At 72.1% G+C, this 18,552-nt stretch carries 20 protein-coding genes; all 20 read left to right on the top strand.

The features are described from left to right. Nucleotides 1-69: 69 nt before the first annotated feature. The 20 genes from ACN20J_RS25780 (at nt 70) to ACN20J_RS25685 (ending at nt 18,496) form a co-directional block, all read left to right on the top strand. Nucleotides 70-603 carry a helix-turn-helix domain-containing protein gene (locus ACN20J_RS25780; protein WP_114528217.1) on the top strand — a complete coding sequence of 178 codons (534 nt, stop codon included), beginning with the start codon at nt 70-72 and terminating at the stop codon, nt 601-603. Between the two features lie 6 nt (nt 604-609). Then, entirely contained in the window at nt 610-1,866 is a 1,257-nt protein-coding gene (locus tag ACN20J_RS25775) for a PBSX family phage terminase large subunit (RefSeq protein WP_114528218.1), read from the top strand. 4 nt (nt 1,867-1,870) lie between these two features. Then, a complete protein-coding gene (locus ACN20J_RS25770) occupies nt 1,871-3,349 on the top strand; it encodes a phage portal protein (protein ID WP_114528219.1) in 1,479 nt (492 codons plus the stop codon). 18 nt (nt 3,350-3,367) lie between these two features. Next, entirely contained in the window at nt 3,368-5,734 is a 2,367-nt protein-coding gene (locus tag ACN20J_RS25765; RefSeq protein WP_419666891.1) for a phage minor capsid protein, read from the top strand. A 2-nt stretch (nt 5,735-5,736) separates the two neighbouring features. Then, nucleotides 5,737-5,922 carry an Rmf/CrpP fold protein gene (locus tag ACN20J_RS25760; RefSeq protein ID WP_114528221.1) on the top strand — a complete coding sequence of 62 codons (186 nt, stop codon included), beginning with the start codon at nt 5,737-5,739 and terminating at the stop codon, nt 5,920-5,922. Between the two features lie 100 nt (nt 5,923-6,022). Further along, entirely contained in the window at nt 6,023-6,634 is a 612-nt protein-coding gene (locus ACN20J_RS25755; protein ID WP_114528222.1) for a hypothetical protein, read from the top strand. A 17-nt stretch (nt 6,635-6,651) separates the two neighbouring features. Beyond that, entirely contained in the window at nt 6,652-7,659 is a 1,008-nt protein-coding gene (locus ACN20J_RS25750; RefSeq protein WP_114528223.1) for a major capsid protein, read from the top strand. Between the two features lie 3 nt (nt 7,660-7,662). Further along, nucleotides 7,663-7,851: a hypothetical protein gene (locus ACN20J_RS25745; protein WP_147286249.1), complete on the top strand. Its 189-nt coding sequence runs from the start codon at nt 7,663-7,665 to the stop codon at nt 7,849-7,851. Nucleotides 7,852-7,855: 4 nt separating this feature from the next. Then, nucleotides 7,856-8,245: a hypothetical protein gene (locus tag ACN20J_RS25740; RefSeq protein ID WP_114528224.1), complete on the top strand. Its 390-nt coding sequence runs from the start codon at nt 7,856-7,858 to the stop codon at nt 8,243-8,245. 92 nt (nt 8,246-8,337) lie between these two features. Further along, a complete protein-coding gene (locus ACN20J_RS25735; RefSeq protein ID WP_234310881.1) occupies nt 8,338-8,556 on the top strand; it encodes a hypothetical protein in 219 nt (72 codons plus the stop codon). After that, on the top strand, nt 8,553-8,906 hold the full coding sequence (locus ACN20J_RS25730) for a minor capsid protein (protein WP_419666890.1): 354 nt from the start codon (nt 8,553-8,555) through the stop codon (nt 8,904-8,906). The genes ACN20J_RS25735 and ACN20J_RS25730 overlap by 4 nt, the downstream gene beginning before the upstream one ends. Further along, entirely contained in the window at nt 8,899-9,321 is a 423-nt protein-coding gene (locus ACN20J_RS25725) for a minor capsid protein (RefSeq protein ID WP_114528226.1), read from the top strand. The genes ACN20J_RS25730 and ACN20J_RS25725 overlap by 8 nt, the downstream gene beginning before the upstream one ends. A gap of 11 nt (nt 9,322-9,332) precedes the next feature. Beyond that, nucleotides 9,333-9,803 (top strand): phage tail tube protein, encoded by a 471-nt coding sequence (locus ACN20J_RS25720; protein WP_114528227.1) that lies wholly within the window; start codon nt 9,333-9,335, stop codon nt 9,801-9,803. 2 nt (nt 9,804-9,805) lie between these two features. Beyond that, the gene (locus ACN20J_RS25715) at nt 9,806-10,282 is read left to right on the top strand and encodes a hypothetical protein (protein WP_114528228.1); all 477 of its coding nucleotides are present in this window, start codon (nt 9,806-9,808) and stop codon (nt 10,280-10,282) included. A gap of 260 nt (nt 10,283-10,542) precedes the next feature. Further along, entirely contained in the window at nt 10,543-12,594 is a 2,052-nt protein-coding gene (locus tag ACN20J_RS25710; RefSeq protein WP_031017681.1) for a phage tail protein, read from the top strand. Between the two features lie 2 nt (nt 12,595-12,596). Beyond that, on the top strand, nt 12,597-13,931 hold the full coding sequence (locus tag ACN20J_RS25705; RefSeq protein ID WP_181849205.1) for a phage distal tail protein: 1,335 nt from the start codon (nt 12,597-12,599) through the stop codon (nt 13,929-13,931). Nucleotides 13,932-13,943: 12 nt separating this feature from the next. After that, nucleotides 13,944-14,951 carry a hypothetical protein gene (locus ACN20J_RS25700; protein WP_147286250.1) on the top strand — a complete coding sequence of 336 codons (1,008 nt, stop codon included), beginning with the start codon at nt 13,944-13,946 and terminating at the stop codon, nt 14,949-14,951. Nucleotides 14,952-14,961: 10 nt separating this feature from the next. Next, nucleotides 14,962-16,059: a hypothetical protein gene (locus ACN20J_RS25695; protein ID WP_114528231.1), complete on the top strand. Its 1,098-nt coding sequence runs from the start codon at nt 14,962-14,964 to the stop codon at nt 16,057-16,059. Further along, nucleotides 16,059-16,895 carry a hypothetical protein gene (locus tag ACN20J_RS25690; RefSeq protein WP_114528232.1) on the top strand — a complete coding sequence of 279 codons (837 nt, stop codon included), beginning with the start codon at nt 16,059-16,061 and terminating at the stop codon, nt 16,893-16,895. The genes ACN20J_RS25695 and ACN20J_RS25690 overlap by 1 nt, the downstream gene beginning before the upstream one ends. Next, entirely contained in the window at nt 16,895-18,496 is a 1,602-nt protein-coding gene (locus ACN20J_RS25685; protein WP_114528233.1) for a collagen-like protein, read from the top strand. The genes ACN20J_RS25690 and ACN20J_RS25685 overlap by 1 nt, the downstream gene beginning before the upstream one ends. Nucleotides 18,497-18,552: the final 56 nt, after the last annotated feature.

Raw genomic sequence — 18,552 nt, 5'->3', positions numbered from 1 at the left:
CCCGAACGCCCCGTCGGCCCACCCCCGGCGGGGCGTTCGCATGCGCCCGGCGAGGAGGTGCGACCGCCGATGGCCCGCCCCATCGACGACGACGACCGCCGCAGCGTGCGCGAGCTGCACGCCGCCGGCAAGTCCCGCAACCAGATCGCCCGCGCGCTGAAACGTTCCCCCTCGACCGTGTCGAAGATCGCCGCCAACCTCGACCCGCCCCTGTCGTTCGACCGCGCCGAGCAGGTCGAGGCCGCAACCCGCGTACGTACCGCCGACCTCGCCTCGCGCCGCGCCGGCCTCGCCCTCGACCTACAGGCCGCCGCCGAGCGCCTACTCGGCCAACTCTGGGCACCGACCACGCACGGCGAGTTCGCCGGCCGCGAGGGCGAGTGGCACGAGACCCACCTACCGCAACCCCGGTTCGGCGACCAACGGGCGATCGTCGCATCGGTACAGACCGCCGTCGGCACCTCGCTACGCCTCGCCCCGGCCGAGGGCGGAGAGAACGCCGAGCAGGTGCGCAGCATGTTGGGCGCCCTCGGCGAGGCACTGACACAGGCCGCCAACGACGACCAGGCCCTCGACGACGACGGGGGCGACGCCGGGGGGTGAGCCGTCGTGCTCGACCTCGACCGTCTGCCCCTGTCCCGTAAGCAGCTCCGCAGCATCGGAGAAGCGACCGCCCGTATCAACCTGTGGCATGGGTCGGTCCGCAGCGGAAAGACGATCGCCTCGCTACTGGCGTTCGTAATCGCCGTCGCCACCGCGGGACCGTCCGGCCTGATCATCATCGTCGGGCGCAGCCTCCAGACGATCGAACGAAACGTGTTGGAGCCCCTACAGGATCACGCGTTGTTCGGGCCCCTCGCCCGGCACGTCGTGCACACCAGGGGCGCCACGACGGCGACGATCCTCGGCCGTACGGTCCACCTGATCGGCGCCGCCGACGCACGGGCCGAGGGCCGCCTACGTGGCCTTACGGCCCAGCTCGCTTACGTCGACGAGGCGACGCTACTTCCCGAGGGGTTTTGGACCCAGCTACTCGCCCGGTTGAGCGTCCCGGGCGCCCGCCTGTACGCCACGACCAACCCGGACAGTCCGAGGCATTGGCTCAAGGTCGGTTACCTCGACCGGATCGCCGAACTCGACATGCGGGCGTGGCATTTCAAGCTCGCCGACAACCCCAGCTTGTCGGCCGAGTACGTCGCATCGCTCGCCGCGGAGTACACCGGCCTATGGCGCCGGCGCATGATCGACGGCGCGTGGGTTGTCGCCGAGGGCGCGATCTACAGCGAGTGGGACGAAGACCGGCACGTCGTCGACGAAGTGCCCGCGATCCGTCGCCATTGGGTCGGGATCGACTACGGCACGACGAACCCTTTCTCGGCGATCTTGCTCGGCCTCGGCGTCGACGACCGCCTGTACGTGTGCGCCGAGTGGCGATTCGACTCGCGCACCGCCCACCGGTCCATGACCGACGCCCAGTACAGCGCCGCCGTCCGGGCGTGGCTTGCCGACCAGGGCGTCGAGCCCGAGTGGACGTTCGTTGACCCCTCGGCGAAGTCGTTTTCCACCCAGCTATGGCAGGACGGACACCCGGGCCTCGCCCGCGCCGACAACACGGTCGCCGACGGCATCCGGTCCGTGGCCGCCCTGCTCGCCGCCGGCCGCCTGTACGTACACCGGTCGTGCGACGGCCTGCTCGGCGAACTCCCCGGTTACGCATGGGACGCCAAGGCGACCGAGAGGGGCGAGGACGCGCCGCTCAAGATCAACGATCACTCCTGCGACGCACTGCGGTACGCCGTCCACTCCACCTCGCACGAGTGGCGCCATTTGCTCACCGCGCGCCCACCCGACACCACCAGGAGGTGACCCCATGGCACTGCCCGAGAACGGCGCAGCGTGGCCGCCGCCCGAGTGGGCCGCGTACTACGACCGGATAGCCGTCGACGACGCGTGGTACTCCGGTGACCGGGGCCGCCTCGCCCGGATCTACGGCCGCGAGACGAAGACACCGCGCCGCCGTCTGTGGGCCCGCCGCAGCAGCGCGCACCGTCCCGGCCGGGACACCCGCCTACACGTCCCCCTCGCCGGCGACATCGCGCAGACCAGCGCCGACATGCTGTTCGCGGACATGCCGCGCGTCGTCGTCGAGGACGCCCGGACACAGACCCGCCTCGACCAGTTGCTCGCCGACGGGCACACACAGCAGATGCTTTTGTCGGCCGCCGAGCAGTGCGCCGCCCTGTCCGGGGTCTACCTCCGCGCCACGTGGGACCGCGAGTTGGTCGACCGTCCGCTACTCACCGCCGTACAGCCCGACAACGCCATCCCCGAGTGGCGTTTCGGGATGCTCGCCGCGGTGAACTTCTGGCGGGAACTGTCCGGCAGCACGACACAGGCCGTATGGCGCCACGTCGAGCGGCACGAGCCCGGCCGGATCGCCCACGCGCTCTACCAGGGCAGCGGCGACAACATCGGCCGGCGCGTCCCGCTCACCGAACACCCCGACACGGCCGCCCTGGTCGGCAGCATCGAGCAGGACGGCGAGTCGACGACGACCGGTATCCAGCGACTCACCGCCGCGTACGTGCCGAACATGACCCCGAACCGGCTGCACCGCGGGTCGCCGATCGGGCGCAGCGACTACGCCGCCCCGATCTATGACCAGCTCGACAGCCTCGACGAGGTGTGGACGAGTTGGATGCGCGACATTCGCCTCGCCCGCGCGCGCCTGATCGTTCCCGACGGATACCTACGGAGCAACGGGCCCGGCCGCGGAGCGTCGTTCGACGAGGACGCCGAGGTATACGCGCAGCTCAACATGCCGCCGACGGAAAACGGCGGCATCACCTTGAGTCAGTTCGAGATCAGGGTCGAGGAGCACCAGCGCACCGCCGAGGCACTGACCAGGCAGGCCGCCCAGTCGGCCGGCTACGCGGCACGGTCGTTCGGCCTCGACCAGGACGGAGGCGCCGCCCGGACCGCGACCGAGGTCGACAGCGACGACGACAAGAGCACGATCACGCGCAGGAAGAAGGCCGGCCACTGGAAACAGGGCATGTCCGACGCCCTGTTCGCCCTGCTCGAACTCGACGTCGCGCACTTCGGCAGCGGAGCACCCGCGGAGCGCCCCCGGGTCGAGTTCCCCGACGGAGTCGCCGAGTCGCCCCTCGACACCGCGACGACCCTCGAACTACTCAACCGCGCACAGGCCGTGTCGACAGCCACCCGGGTCAAGATCCTGCACCCGGAATGGAACGACACGGAGGTCGCCGCCGAGGCCGCCGCGATCCTTCGGGAGACCGGCACCGCCGCCCCGGACCCCGGCGACACGTACCCGCTCGCCGCGTAGACGACGAGGGGGTGCGCCGTGCCGATTCACCCGGGCATGGTCGAGGATCTGGCAGCCACGACGCGTGACGCCTACGCCGCGGCCGAGGAACGGCTACTCGGCATCATCGCGCGCCAGCTCGCCAAGGGACTTGACGCGCCCGGGTGGGTCGAGGCCAAGCTCGCCGCCGTGCAGCAGGTACGCCGCGCCGCTCAGGCCGTCGTCGACGAGTTGGGGAAGGCGACCACCCTCGACGTGTTCGACGCGGTCGCCGAGGCGTACAACGTCGGGCACCGGTCGGCCGTCGCCGAGTTGGGCGCCCTGTCCGACGAGGCCCGCGCCCTGGTCGACGAGCGCACGCCGAACGCCCAGGCCGTCGACAGGTTGGCGCAAGAGGCCGTCGACGTCGTCACCGCGACGCACCGGTCGATCCTCCGCGCCGTCGTCGACGGTTTCCGGGCCGTCATCGCGTCCGTGGCCGCCACGCCCCTACTCGGCACCGGCACCCGCCGGCAGGCCACACAGGACGCGATGCGGGCGTTTGCCGACCGCGGGATACAGGCGTTCGTCGACAAGGCCGGCCGCCGCTGGTCGCTCCCCTCTTACGCCGAAATGGCAGTGAGGACCGCGACCGCGCGGGCCGCGACCGAAGCGCACATGCGGACTCTGGAGACCGCCGGCGTCGAGCTGGTCGTCGTCAGCGACGCCCCGCGCGAGTGCCCCTTGTGCGCCCCGTGGGAAGGCCGCGTGTTGACGATCAGCGGGCCCGCGGGCGCGCGCACGGTCGAGGTCGAGCACGCCACCGAGGACGGCCGTATGGTGCCCGTCCGCGTCGCGGGCAGCCTCGACGAGGCGCGCGCCCGTGGGTTGCAGCATCCGAATTGCCGCCACTCCGTGAGCCTCTACTCGCCCGGCCTCACCCGGATCGAGCAGGCCACCAGCGACCCGGACGGGTACGCCGCCGGGCAGCGACAGCGCGAGATCGAGCGGACCATACGGAAGTGGAAGCGCCGCGAGGCCGCCGCCGTCGACCCCGTCGGGCAGCGCGTCGCCCGCGCCAAGGTGCGCCAGTGGCAAACCGCGATGCGCGACCACTTGAAGGCGCATCCGGACTTGCGCCGCCTGCCGCACCGCGAACAGCTCGACCCGTCCGAGCAGCCCGCCAAGAAGCGCGAGGAGGCCCGCCGGCAGAACCCCGACCCGACGCCCGAGCAGGTCGACGCCGCCCGCGTGTGGTCGGGCGACGACGCGTCCGTGCGCGCCATGAGCGACGACCAGCTCGCCGCCGCCATGCGCTCGAACCTGCTTGACGACCGGGCCCGCGCCCGGATCGAGGCCGAGGCCGACCGCCGCGACCTCGACGCCCTGCTCGACCGCGCCGCGCCCCGTGGCACCCTCGCCGCCGACCTCACGCCGTTCAGCGACCGCGAGCTAGGCCGCGTGATCGGCCACGTCGACGACGCCGACGCACTGCGGATCGCCGCCGAACTCGACCGCCGCGACGTCGCCGCCCGACTCCCGGGCGTCCGCCCGGACCTGGTCGGCCTGTCCGACGACGAACTCGCCGCACGCGTCCGCCACGCCATCGAGCACGGGACCGACGACGTCGACCAGCTCGCCGCCGAGGCACACCGCCGCGACATGCTCGCCGCGATGTTCCCCGGCGGGCGCCTGGTCGACGACCTGTCCGCCCTCGGCGACGACGACCTCGCGTGGGTCATGCAGTACGCCAACGACGGCGAGCTGTTGCGGATCGCCGACGAGTTCGACCGCCGCGACGGAGCCGACGCCGCGCCGCTCCCCGAGCCGGCCGACACGGGCGACCGCGTCGCCGACATGCTCGCCGACCGCGACGCCCTCGCCGAGGCGATGGGCGCCGTACCCGATCCGGTCGTGTGGGGCGCCCTCGCCGGCGACGGCGAGGCCACCGCGCCGCGGGATTGGGGAGCGCTCAGCGACGAGGAGATCGAGGCACTACCCGACGAGGAGTTCGCGCAGTTCCGCAACTCCGAGGCCGCCGCCGCCTACTGGCAGCGCGTCGAGGAGCGCGCGGCGAAGGCCGCCGAGGAGGCCGGCGAAGAGGCCGTGCCCGAACACCGCATCACCCGGGCCGAGGCCCGAGAGATGTACTGGGAATGGGTGCAACGGCAGATCGCCGACGCCGAGGCCGCCACCAACGGCTACATGTTCAACAAGAAGTACGCCACCAAGGGCTACAGCTACGAGTCGTTGTTCACCGGCCCGCACCGCATCGGCTACGCCCGCGCGTCCGACGAACTCAAGGAGTGGTGGGAGACCCACCCGCGCCTCACGCAAGCCGAGTTCATCACGCAAGTCACCGGCAAGACGCAGCGTTGGGCGACCGGCGCGAGCGAGAATCGGTGGGGCGAGCAGATGAAGAGGTGAGCATGGGCGCGCGAGGCGACATCATCCGGGCGACCGTCGCGGGACGGAAGGCCGGCCGGGACGGCAAGCGCGCGAGCGCCTGCCCGTACCCGGCCACGTCCCTACTCCGGACCGCGTGGATTAAGGCATACGCCGAGGCCCGCCCCGTTCCGGCCGACGTCGTCGACGACGACCAGGCCGTCGAGTAGCACCACCCCAGCACCACACCCCGAAGGGGGGTCCGCCACCACGGCGGGCCCCCCTTTCGCATGTCCGCACACCCCCCGCCCCGTCCCACGAGGAGCCACCGTGCCCGAGCAGCCCCCGAACCCGAACCCGTCCGGCGACCCCTCGACGGACCCGGCCAACCCCCCGGCGCCCCCGGCCGGACCGCCGGCGCCGTCCGCGCCGCCGGCCAACCCGCCGGCCCCGCAGGGCGACCCGCAGCAGCCCGCCGAGGGCGACGTGTCCGCGCTCCCCGAGTGGGCGCAGGAACTCATCAAGAAGGCGCAGGAGAAGGCCCCGGCCGACCCGCCGCAGCCGACCCCGCCCGCGCCCGAGCCGGCCGCCGAGGGCGACCTGTCCAAGCTCCCGAAGTGGGCGCGCGACCAGCTCGGCCAGGCGCAGGAGCAGGCCCGGACCGCCGCCGTCCATGCCGCCGTACTGCGCATCGCGCCGACCGCCGGCGCCAACGCCGCGGCCCTGCTCGATTCGCAGTCCGCCATGGCCGCGCTCGCCGCGGTCGACACAAACGATCAGACCGCCGTGACCGAGGCGATCAAGACGGCCGTACAGGCACAGCCGCACCTCGCCGCCGCCGTCGGTCCCGCCCGCGGGGGCGCCGACTTCGGTAGCGCCACCCCGCCCGAGCGCAAGCCCGGATCGCTGCACGACGCCATCGCCGCCCGTCTGGGCGCCTGAACCTAGGAGCACCGCACATGCCCGTCACTCTCGCCGAGGCGAAGAACAACGCACAGGACGACATCGACGTCGCCGTGATCGACGAGTTCCGCAAGGAATCCGCCGTTCTCGACTCGCTCACGTTCGCCGACGTCGTCAACCCTGCCGATGGTGGGGACACCCTCACGTACGGATACCGCCGGCTGATCACCCAGCCGACCGCGTCGTTCCGTCCCATCAACACCGAGTACACCGCGTCGGAAGTCCAGACGCAGCGCTACACCGTCGATCTCAAGGTGATGGGTGGGGCGTTCCGCGTCGACCGCGTCGTCGCCCGGATCGGTCCGGCCGCGTCCGGCGCCGTCACGCTGAACATGACCCAGAAGATCAAGGCGACCCGGACCCAGTTTCAGGACACCGTGATCAACGGCGACACCGCCGTCGACGAGGAGTCGTTCGACGGCCTCGACAAGGCCCTCGCGGGCAGCTCGACGGAGTTCCGCGCCGGCGTCGTCACCGACTGGTCGGATTTCGACACCGACGCCCGCGCCGAACACAAGGCGCTCGACGCCATCGACGAGTGGCTGTCGCTGCTCGACGGGTCGCCGACGATCATCCTCGGCAACAAGCGTGCGCTTGCCCGCGTGCGCGCCGCCGCGCGCCGCGCCGGCATGTACACACAGAACCCCCTCGACGGCCTGCTCGGCCCGAACGGTCGCCCGATCGTCCGCGAGCAGTATGGCGACATCGTGTTCGCCGACCCGGGCGACAAGGCCGGCTCGAACGACCCGATCATCCCCGTCGAGACCCGCACCGTCGGCGCACAGGCCGACGTGACCGGCCTTACCGACCTGTACGCCTACCGCGTCGGCCTCGACGGTTTCCACGGCGTGGCGTGCATGGGCGGGACCGTCGTCCGCCAGTGGCTCCCGTCGTTCGACACCCCGGGCGCCGTCAAGTTCGGCGAGGTCGAACTCGGTCCCGTGGGCGTCGCGCTCAAGAGCACCAAGGCCGCGTCCGTCTTCCGCAACGTCAAGGTGGGCTGACCCATGGCAGTTATCCACACCCCTGTGAAGGGATTCAGCGGGCCCGGCGTGGCCGGCCTGCACTTCGTCGACGGCCGCGCCGAGACCGACGACGAGGGCGTGATCGCCTACGCCCGCCGGCACGGCTACGACGTCGAGGACACCGCGCCGAAGCGGAAGCCCGCGGCGAAGACCGAGACGCCGAAGGAGTAGGCCGGTGCCCCGGATCTACGCGACGCCCGAGCAACTGGCCGCGTGGACCGGGGAACCGGCCCCGGCCGACGCCGAGCGCCAGCTCGCCCGCGCGTCGAGCGACGTCGACGCCGCCCTGTTGTGCGCGTTCTACGACACGAACAGCGCCGGCCTACCCACCGAGCCGCACGTCGTGCAGGCCCTCGCCGATGCGACTTGCGCTCAGGTGGAGTACCAGGAAGCGACCGGCGACGACGGGACCGGCGCCGCCGGCAGGTGGGGCAGCGTCGCTATCGGCCCCGTGTCCCTCGGCGACCGCCGCGACAACCCGCGGGCCCCCGGCGACGTCGACCTCGCCCCCCGCGCACACCGCGCCCTCATGCTGGCCGGCCTGCTCCCGGGGGTGATCTTCTGAGAGTCCCCCGGTTCCTGCTCAGGCACCGCGTCGTCGTCGAGCCGTACGACGGCGACAGCGCGTACGGCCCCACCTACCGGCCCCCGTTCGAGGTGCGGGCCCTGGTCGCCGAGGCGACCAAGCTCACCCGCAACCGCGAGGGCGTCGAGGTCACGTCGACCGCTCAGGTCATCACCGAGCCCGACCTCGACTGTCCGGCCGAGTCCCGCCTCACCCTCCCGTCGGGCCGGATCACGAAGGCGCTCAGCGTCGCCAACCACACCGCGCCCGGCCTACCGGTGCCGCAGTCCACGGAGGTGATGTGCGAGTGACGCAGCGAACCCGACTCCGTTGGAACGGTGGCGCAGCGCTCCGCGGCACCAAGAGCGGCGCCGCCCGCGGCCTACGCCTCGCCGCCGAGCACGTGCTCGGCGAGTCCCGCCGGATCGTCCCCATTGAAGAGGCCACCCTCGAACGCTCCGGCGTGGCGACCGTCGACGAGTCGTCCCTGACGGCCGCCGTGTCCTACGACACCCCGTACGCGATCAGGCAACACGAGGAGATGACCTATCGGCATGACGCCGGCAGGTCGGCGAAGTACCTCGAAAAGCCTCTGACGACCGAGGCCCCCGTCGTCGCCGAGATCGTCGCCGCCGCCGTGCGGAGGTCGCTCCGTGGCTGACGTCACCGACGGCGCCGCCCGGTACCTCGACGGCCTCGGCCTGCTCGACTACGACCCCGCCGGGAAGACCGGCGACACGTTCGTCGAGCGCATGCCCGCGGCGCCGGACGCCGCCGTGTGCCTGTCGCTGTACGACGGGGGCGCCCCCGACGCCCGCAACGCGTACGACGTCGTACGGCTACAGGTGCGCGTACGCGGGGGCCCGGACCCGCGCGTGTCCCGCGCCCGCGCGTGGGCGATCTACGGCGCCTTGCACGGCCTCGCCGGCGTCGACCTCCCCGACGGGTCATGGCTCATCCTCGCCGCCGCCCGCGGCACCCCCGGACCGATGGGCGCCGACGCCCTCGGCCGTCACGAGCACGTCGTGAATTTCGATCTTGACGTGTCGTCCCCCAGCACTCACCGCACCGAATAGGAGGCCCCAGCATGGGACGCCCCATTGACGCCCGCGGGTGGGCATTCGAGGTCGAGGACATAACGACCCCGGCCACGCCCGTATGGCACCGCATCGGCAACGTCAACTCCTGGTCGTACAGCCCGTCGGAGAACGAGGAGACGGCCGACACCACGACCAACGACAGCGAAGGCGCGTACGAACAGGACGTCATGCAGCGTGGCGCCACGCTGGAAGTCACCGGCCTGTGGTCGCAGACCGGCACCGTCCGCGACCCCGGACAGGAGTACATCGACGACGTGTGGGCGTGGCGCCTCGGCAGCGAGTCGCGTAACCGCGTCCGCTACCGCCACAAGTCCCAGGCCAAGTGGACCATTTGGGAAGCCACGGTCACGCCCGGCGAGCAGGGGGGCGAGCACAACGCCAAGGTGGGTTGGGGCGCCACCTTCACTCGCTGCGGACTCCCGACGACCGCAGACGTCGTAACCGAACCGGAGGCGTGACCATGATCGAGCAGCACGACCAGGCCCTCGACGACGGCGACCAGGTGCTCGACGACGTCACCGACTTCGACCAGTTTTTCGCCGAGCAGACCACCGCGCCCCGCGGCCTGCCGCTCCGCCTGTTCGGACGTACCTACACCCTCCCGGCGCGTCTGCCCGCGCTCTACGTTCTCCAGCTTCACCGCGTCATGCACTCGGCGAACCCGGAGGACGTTTCCCGCCTGCTCGCCGCCCTGTTCGGCCCCGACGCCCTCAACCACTGGGCGGAAGCCGGCATGGACGATCGACAGCTCGGCATCGTCCTCATGTGGTCGACCGCCAACGTCGCCAACCCGGGCGCCATGACCTTGGAGCAGGCCGCCGCGGAGTACGACCGCCGCGAGGCCGCCAAGGCGGGAAAAGCGCAGAGGCCGGCGACGGCGAGGCCGAAGAACCGCCAGAAGAACAAGGGGAAGCGGCACAACTCTGGACGGCGGTAGTCCGCCACTGGGGCGCGGTCGAGGCTGACCTACGCCGCGAGTACAAGCTCACCGCTGCCGAGGTCGCACGGCTCACCGTGCGCGAGTTCCTGGTCTGCCTCGGCGGCCTGTCTCCCGACTCCCGGTTCGCCCGGACGTGGCGCGCAACGCCGCGCGTCGTGACGGACCCGGACGAGATCGCACGACTCACCAGCGGGTGAGCAGCACCACGACAACTACATAGAGCGCGCGCCTGACCGGCGCTGATGAGGGGGTGACCCATGGCCCTCACCATCGGCGAACTGGTCGGCTATATCGACCTCGACGCGTCCGGGGCCGACGAGGGAGTCGCCCGCACCGAGGCCGCAATGGCGGGTCTCCAGCGGGACGCCGACGGCCGGTTGCGGGATCTCCGCGGCCGGTTCGTTGCGGCCGGCTCCGAGATGGGGGGCGCCCTCGGCGACGGCATCGGCGGGGGCGCCGAGGAAGCGGGGCGCGGCCTCGCGGGTATCGGCCCCCTGCTCGGCGCCGCGGCGACGAGCACCAAGCTACTGTCCGCGGGCGCCGTCGGCGCCGCGGGCGCGCTCGCCGCCGTCCCCCTCGCCGTAATCGGCCTCGGCGCGAAGGTCCTCGCCGAAAACGAGCAGGTCAAGGGCGCTTTTAGCGACCTCGGCGAGCACGTCAAGGGACAGATGCAGTCCCTTGCCGAGCCGCTGGTCGAGCCGTTCGTCGGCGCGGCCGGGCAGCTCAAGGGGATCTTTGACGACCTCGCCCCGCAGATCGGGCAGCTTTTCGAGGGCGTCGCCCCGCTGGTCGAGCCGCTGGTCGAGGGCATCGGCGGCCTGGCCAAGGGCGCCATGCCCGGCCTGGTCGCCGCGGTCGAGGCCGCGGGCCCGGTCATCGACGCCCTGTCGACCGGCCTCGGCGCGGTCGGCGAGGGCGTCGGCGGCCTGTTCGAGGGCATCGCCACCGGGGCCGGTGGCGCCGCCGAGGGACTGGGCGGCCTGCTCGGCGCGGTCGGCGAGATCCTGCCCGCGCTGGGCGGCCTGATCGGCACGCTCGCCGAGGCCGGCGGGCCCGTCCTCGCGGCCCTCGCCAAAGCCCTGGTACCGGTCGTCAAGGGTCTGGCCGACGCGCTGGGCCCCGCGCTCGCCGCCCTCGGCCCGCCGCTGCAAACGCTGATCGGCGCGCTCGGCGAAGCGCTCATGCCGATCGTCGGCGAACTGGGCCCGGTCCTGGCCGCCGTTGCAGAAACGTTCGGCCTGGTCCTGGAGGGCGTTTCGCCCATACTGCCCATACTGGGGCAGTTGATCGGCGCGGTCCTGCCCGTCTTCGCGGAGCTGCTGACCGCCCTACAGCCGCTACTCGTCACCCTCGGCGGCGCGCTCGCGCAGGTCATGACCGCGGTTGAACCGCTGGTCCCGGTCATCGGCGAACTACTGATGGCCGCGCTCGACGCGCTCATGCCGATCATCACGCCGTTGATCGGCCTGGTCGGCAAGCTCGCCGAGATCCTGGCCGGCGGCCTCGCGCAGGTGATCACGTCCGTCGTCCTGCCGATCCTGCAAGCCGTCGTCGCGCTGCTGCAAGGCGACTTCGACAAGGCGTGGCAGCTCGCCAAAACCGCCGTACAGAACGCGGCGAAGCTGGTCGGCGAGGCCGCCGGCAAGCTCGCCGAGTGGGTCGGTAAGGGCATCGGCGCCGCCGTCGACTGGATCAAGGGACTCCCCGGCAAGGCGTACAACGCCCTGTCGCCGCTCGCCGGACAGCTCGCCGAGCGGGCCCGCTCCGCCCTGTCGTCCTTCAAAACGTCCGTGATCAACAAGGCCGGCGAAGCGATTGCGTGGGTCCGCGGACTGCCCGGCCGGATCTCCTCGGCGATCGGATCTCTCGGCTCGCTGCTGGTCGACAAGGGCCGCGACGTCGTGCGCGGCCTGTGGAACGGCATTAAGGGCATGGGCAGTTGGCTCAAGTCGACCTTGACCTCTTGGGCCAAGGACTTGATTCCGGGCCCGATTGCGAAGGCCCTCGGTATCGCCAGCCCCTCGCGCGTCATGGCGCGCGACGTCGGCCGCTGGATTCCCGCCGGCGTCGTCAAGGGCATTCAGGGCGGACAAGGCGCCGTCGACCGCGCCATGCGGTCGCTGGTCACCGCACCCGCCGCCCCGCAGCTCGCCACCGCGGGCGCCACCGTCGGCGCCTACGGCGGATCGCCGTTCGCCCCGGCCGCCGGGGGCGCGACCGTCCAGATCGAGCACTGGCACGCCGCCGAGAACGGCACCCCCGACGACAACGCGAGGTCGCTCGCATGGCTCGCCAAGGCAAGGGGGTAGCGATGACCGTCGCCACGATGGGCGCCGCCGGCGCCCTGGTCACCCGGCCGGGACACGTCCAGTACGGCGACCTACTGCTCGGCCCCGACACCCCGTACCGGTGGCGCTCGCTCACCGGGTGGGGCGACCTTCCGCCGCTGGATTCCGGCAGCGTGCAGCGCGCGGACGCGCACGGCGCCTACCCGGGCCAGTTGCTCGCGCAGTCGAGGACGATCGGCGTCGACGGCCTGGTCGTGCGCGCCCCGCGCGCGCAGATCGGCGAGGTCGTCGGCCGCCTCGAATCCGCGACCGCGCCGCGCGTCGACGAGATCCCTCTCGTTGCGTGGCTCGACGAGCGCGGGCCCCTTGTGTCCTACGCCCGCGCCGTACGCCGCGCCGTGCCGACGACGACCGGCTACCGCCTCGGCACGATCGTGGGCGGGGCGATCGAGTTCGTCGCCACCGACCCGCGCCGCTACGCCCTCGCCGAGCAGGTCGCCACGGCGACGCTCCCCGTGTCCGAGTCCGGCCTGTCGTGGGAGTCGGCCGAGGCCGAGGTGTTGCCCGTCGACCAGGCCGCGGGCGTCGGCGAGGTCTGGCGTTGGTGGAGCGACGGCGACCCGGTCATCACCGGCGACGACGTCGGCCCCGTGTCCGTGCAGCCGCTCGCCGAGGCCGCAGAGCTTGTCTGGGCAGCCGACGGAAGCGACTACGGGTGGCCCGCCGGCCCCGGGCAGACCGTCACGTTCGCATCGAACGTCGCCGCTGCACAGGGCGCGATCATCACGCTCCGGTGGTGGGCCGCGGCCGGCCAGCACCTCGCCGACGAGACAAGCACCCCGGGCGCCGCATCGCTCACCGGGACCGCGCCGGCCGGCGCCGTCACCGTGCAACCGGTCGTCCTGTTCCCCGGAGCGCTCCCCGCGCCCGTGCCCGTGGGCGCGTCGTCGCTCCGGATCAGCACGGGCGCCGACGTCCTCGCGTGGCCGCTCAACTTCGGCGAGCCCGGCAGCACCGGCCGCCTGTCCGCCGTCAACCCGGGCAGCGCCGACACGCACCCGGTCGTCGAGTTCCGGGGCCCGGTCACCGCGCCGAGCCTGGTCAACACCGCGACCGGCGACGCCCTCGAATACGACCTCCCCCTCGCCGCCGGCGACGTCCTGGTCGTCGACACCCACGCCGGAACCGTGACGCTCAACAACACCGCGTCGAGGCTCTACACCGCGACGGCCCGGTCGGTCCCCGAGCAGACGTTCACGCTCCCGCCCGGCACTTCCCCCCTGATGTTCCGCGCCGCGCCCGGCAGCAACGACCCGGCCGCGTCGGTCGCCGTGCGCTACCGCGCCGCCTACTGGTAAGGAGTCCCCGCCGTGACCGTGCGCCCCGCATGGCTACTGCCCTTGGGGCAGACGAGAGAAGACACCCGCCTCGCCCCCATCGGCACATGGTCGCCCGAGGACGAGATACGGACCCGCGACGGAGTGATCCCCGGCGGAAACCCGTTCGCCGCGACCAGCGCCGGCGCCATGTCCCTACAGATCGGCGTCGGCCGCTCCACCGTGCAAGGCACGACCGCACAGGGCGCGTACCCCGTCGCCGTCGACGCCCCCGAGACCGTCACGTTCACCGACGGGAATGCACAGTTCAACCGGATCGACAGCGTGATCGTGCGGGTATACGACGGCCTGTTCGACGAGAGCGAGCAGCCCCTCGCCCGGATCGAGGTCGTCGAGGGCGAGGCCAACGCGACGCCGACCGCGCCGGACCTCCCGCCCTGCTCGCTGCGCCTGTGGGACGTCACCGTGCCCGCGGGCGCGTCCGCGGGCGTGGGCGGTATCGACTGGTCGTCCGCCCTCGCCGACCGCCGCCGGTACACGGCCGCCGTGGGCGGGATCATCCCGCGCGGGTGGGGACTCAGCTTCAACGGCGCGTACGACGGGCAGTACCGCGACGCCGGGGGCGTCCTCGAACGATGGAACGCGACCGATGGGGCGTGGGAGACCTACCGGGCGCCCGAGCCCCCCGTCGAGACGATCAACGGGGGCGTGTCCATGGCCGCCGGCTGGTCCCTGAGTAGCTTCGGCGCGCGCCGCCGCGGGGGTGTCGTGCAGTTCCTCGGCTACTTCGTGAGGACCGGCGCGAACATCCCCGCAACCCCCAACCTCGGCGACACCCTGGTCGCCACGCTCCCCGCCGGGTGGCGCCCGATCGTCCTGCTCGAAGCCCTCGCATCGAACGGCTACGGCCTCGGCGCCGTCGCCATCGGTGGCGACGGGAAGATGACCGTTCGTTCGTGGGCAGGTGGCGGGCCCGACCTCAACACGAGCGGGATCGAGAAGAACACGAACGTGCGGATCTCCGCGACGTTCGTGCAGTAGGGGGCGCCGCGTGCAGTCCCCTTACCGGTTCGTGTTCACCGATCTACGGTCCGACCAGGTGCTCGACACCCTGCCCGTGCAGGGGGTCGGCCTCGACGACTTCATAGGCAAGACGGGCCGGCTCACGGGCAACGTGCCCATCCCGAACCGGCAGATCGCCGAGCGGGCCCGCCGGGCGTTGCAGCCCGGCCGTACGGGCGTATGGGTCGAGCGCGGGACCGAGATTTGGTGGGGCGGCATCCTGTGGACGCTGCAACTCGCCTCCAGCGCCCGCGGATACCTCACCGCACAAATCCAGTGCGGAGGGTGGGAAAGCTACCTGTACCGGCGCCTGTTGCTCGACACCCAGGTCGCCGACGACGTCGACCAGTTCGACATCGTGCGCGGCCTGGTCGACTACGCGCAGTCGACGCCCGGGGGCGATATCGGGATCACCTACGACGGCGAGCCGTCCGGGGTCACCCGCGACCGCGAGTTCTCCCGCTACGACCTCCCGTCGATCGGCGATCTGATCGACCAGCTCGCCGCCGTCGAGCGCGGTTTCGAGTGGCGCGTCGCCAGCTACCGCGACAGCAACGGCCGGCGCGTCAAGCGCCTGATGCTGGGGCACCCCATCATCCGGGCCGGAACGACCGAGATCGTTCTCGACCACCCCGGGCGCATCCTCACGTACACGTGGCCGCACGACGCGTCGACCCTCGCCAACGGGTGGCAGTCCCGCGGCGCCAGCATCAACACCAACCAGGCCGTTGACTCCGTTCCGCTCATGTCCGAGCGCCTGGTCGCAGACGAGGACATAACCGCCGGGTGGCCGCGCCTCGACGGATCGTCCGATCACACCACGGTCGAGCAACAGGCCACCCTCGACGCGCACGCCCGCGCCGACTGGACCGCCGCCCGCCGGCCCGTCCAGATCCCCGAGGTCGAGGTGTTGCTCGGCGACAACGTCTCGCCCGCCCTGCTCGGCGCGACCGTCCGCGTCCGCATCCGGGACCTGTGGCACCCCGACGTCCTCGACGCCCGGTATCGCGTCGTCGGCCTGTCCATCAACCCGCCCGAACGAGGCCGCCCCGAAACGGCCAAGCTCTACTTGGAGGTAGCCGCGTAATGGCGTACGTCCCGCAAGACCTGCTCGACCGCGTGAGCGCCCTCGAACGCGAGGTGCGCACCCTCCGCGGCCGGGCGCAGATGCGCCCCGCCCTTAACACGATCTTGAACGGCGACGTCCGGATCGGCGAGGGCGGACGGTTGATCGCCGAGGCCGCCACCGGGAACCGCGTCTTCATGACCGGCCAGGACGCCGAGGGCGATTGGGCCGTCGGCATGGCGAGGTCCGTGTCGGGTACGGCCGCCCTCACCGTCGGCGACGAGTACAACGGGTCGGGCGCCGGCCAGATGATCCGCACATGGTCGCGGTCCGGCGAAGTGATCATGATGGATGACGCGTGGTGCGACTGGATGCTCGGCCGCCCGTGGATGCCCTTTCCGATGTACCCGACCGCCATACAGGGATACGAGGGCGGGACCGGGTGGGGTTTCGCGTGGGTCGGCCGAGGCCCGGCACAAAACGCCGTCCTGGTCCTCAAGTTCTCGACGATCAGCTCGAACGGCGGACAGGTCCGCGTGAACTACGTACGCGGCAGCGACTCGCGGACCCTCGGCACGTGGACGATCCCCAGCGGCTCGACGTGGGTCGACCGAACCATCGTGCAGCCGCTCGACGGCGCCGACTTCGGCGAGGAAGTCACGATCCAGATCGAGCACCGCAACAGCACCGCGGGCGCGATCGAGACCCGCGTGTTCGCCTGCTACACCCGCAACACCTTCAACGCCGGCGAGGTCCCCGACCCGCCGGCCAGCCTCGCCGCCGCGGCGACCACCGAGCCGACCGCCGAGGCCCGCGCCATCCCAGGCGACCCCAACAACGACCGCCAGGAGGCGTAGTGCTGCCCGAGGGAATCCCGACCGTCCGAGTCACCGGGCGATTCCTCACCCCCGAGGGCAAGCCCCTCGCTGGGCAAGTCATCTTCCGGGCCCCGGGAATGGTCACCTTCGGCGAGTTCGACGTGATCCTCGGCGGACCCGTCGCCGCGCCGCTCGACTCGACCGGCGCTTTCGAGGTCGTGCTACCGGCCACCGACGCCCCCGGCATGATCCCGACCGACTGGTCGTACGCGGTCGCCGAACAGCTCGCCGGCGTGCCCATGAACCGCACCTATCAAGTGCTCTTGCCCGCCGAGACCCCGGCCGTCGACCTCGCCGACATCGCCCCGACCGACCCCACCACGCCGAACTACGTCGCGGTACGCGGCGACAGCGCGTACGAGGTCGCCGTCGAGGCCGGATTCGTCGGCACCGTCGAGCAGTGGCTCGCGTCCCTGATCGGCCCCCGCGGCGACACGGGCGCCACCGGGCAGACCGGCCCGGCCGGCGACGACGCGTACGAGGTCGCCGTCGCGGCCGGATTCGTCGGCGACCGCGCCGCATGGCTCGCTTCCCTGGTCGGCCCCCGCGGGGCGACCGGCGAGACCGGCGAGCAGGGCCCGCCCGGAACGAACGGAGCCGACGGAGCCCCGGGCGTCGTGCAGTCCGTCAACGGGCAGTCGACCGCCGCGGTCGTCCTCGACGCCGCCGACGTCGGCGCCGTCCCCGACACCGCGCCGGGCGCGGCCGGGGGCGTCGCCCAGCTCGACGAGACCGGCAAGGTCCCGGCCGCCCAGCTCCCCGCGCTCAGTGGCGGGGGGACCGTGCAGACCGTCGCGGGCGTGAGTCCGGACGCGAACGGAAACGTCGCCCTGGTCCCGGCCGACGTCGGAGCAGCGACGGCCGCGCACACGCACACGGCCGCGCAGGTCGGCGCCCTCGCCACCACGGCCCGCGCCGCGGCGAACGGCGTCGCCAGTCTCGACGCCTCGACGCGCGTCCCGATCGCCCAGCTCCCGGCCGCCGCCGGCCGGAACATGTGGACCCCGCAAGCATTGGGATTCGCCGCCTGGTCGTGCGACCCGTACACCGTGGCGAACCCCGTCCCCAAGTACCTGAAACCGCAACGCCTGTTCTTCGTCGGTTTCAACATCACGGAGACCACCACGGTCAACCGGATCGTGATGTTCGCCCGCGGGTACGGCGGAGTGAGCACGAACCGATACCGCGGGGCGATCTACCGGGACACGGGCGCGAAGGTCGTCGAGTCGGGGGGCGTCGCCCTCACCATGGCCGGCCAGGAAGCCGGAAGCCTGCCCGCCATGGAGACCAACCACGTCGGGGCCGTGCCGCTCACGATCGCCTCGACCTCGCTCGCCCCCGGCCGGTATTGGGCCGCCTGGTCCCTGGTGACCGGCGGTACCGCCGACTTCGCGTTCTTCCACGTCCAGAACGAATCGCCCATCGCAACGGCGAATTTCTGGATGCCCGGAACGCCGTTCGCGCGCGCCTGGTACACGGAAGGCCAGACCAACGCGGCACTACCGGCCACCGTCAGCCAGACCGCCGCCGGCGTCCTCGCCGACCACGACATCCCGATCATGGCGCTCGCCAACGTCTGACCCCTGCTCGACCCGCACGCCCCGCGCACCGCGCCGAGGGCGTTTTTTCATGTCTG

Source organism: Streptomyces sp. 2-1 (assembly GCF_048564895.1).
GTDB lineage: Bacteria > Actinomycetota > Actinomycetes > Streptomycetales > Streptomycetaceae > Streptomyces > Streptomyces phaeochromogenes.
The sequence above is the reverse complement of the archived record's forward strand: the minus strand, read 5'-3'. Positions and strand labels throughout refer to the sequence as shown.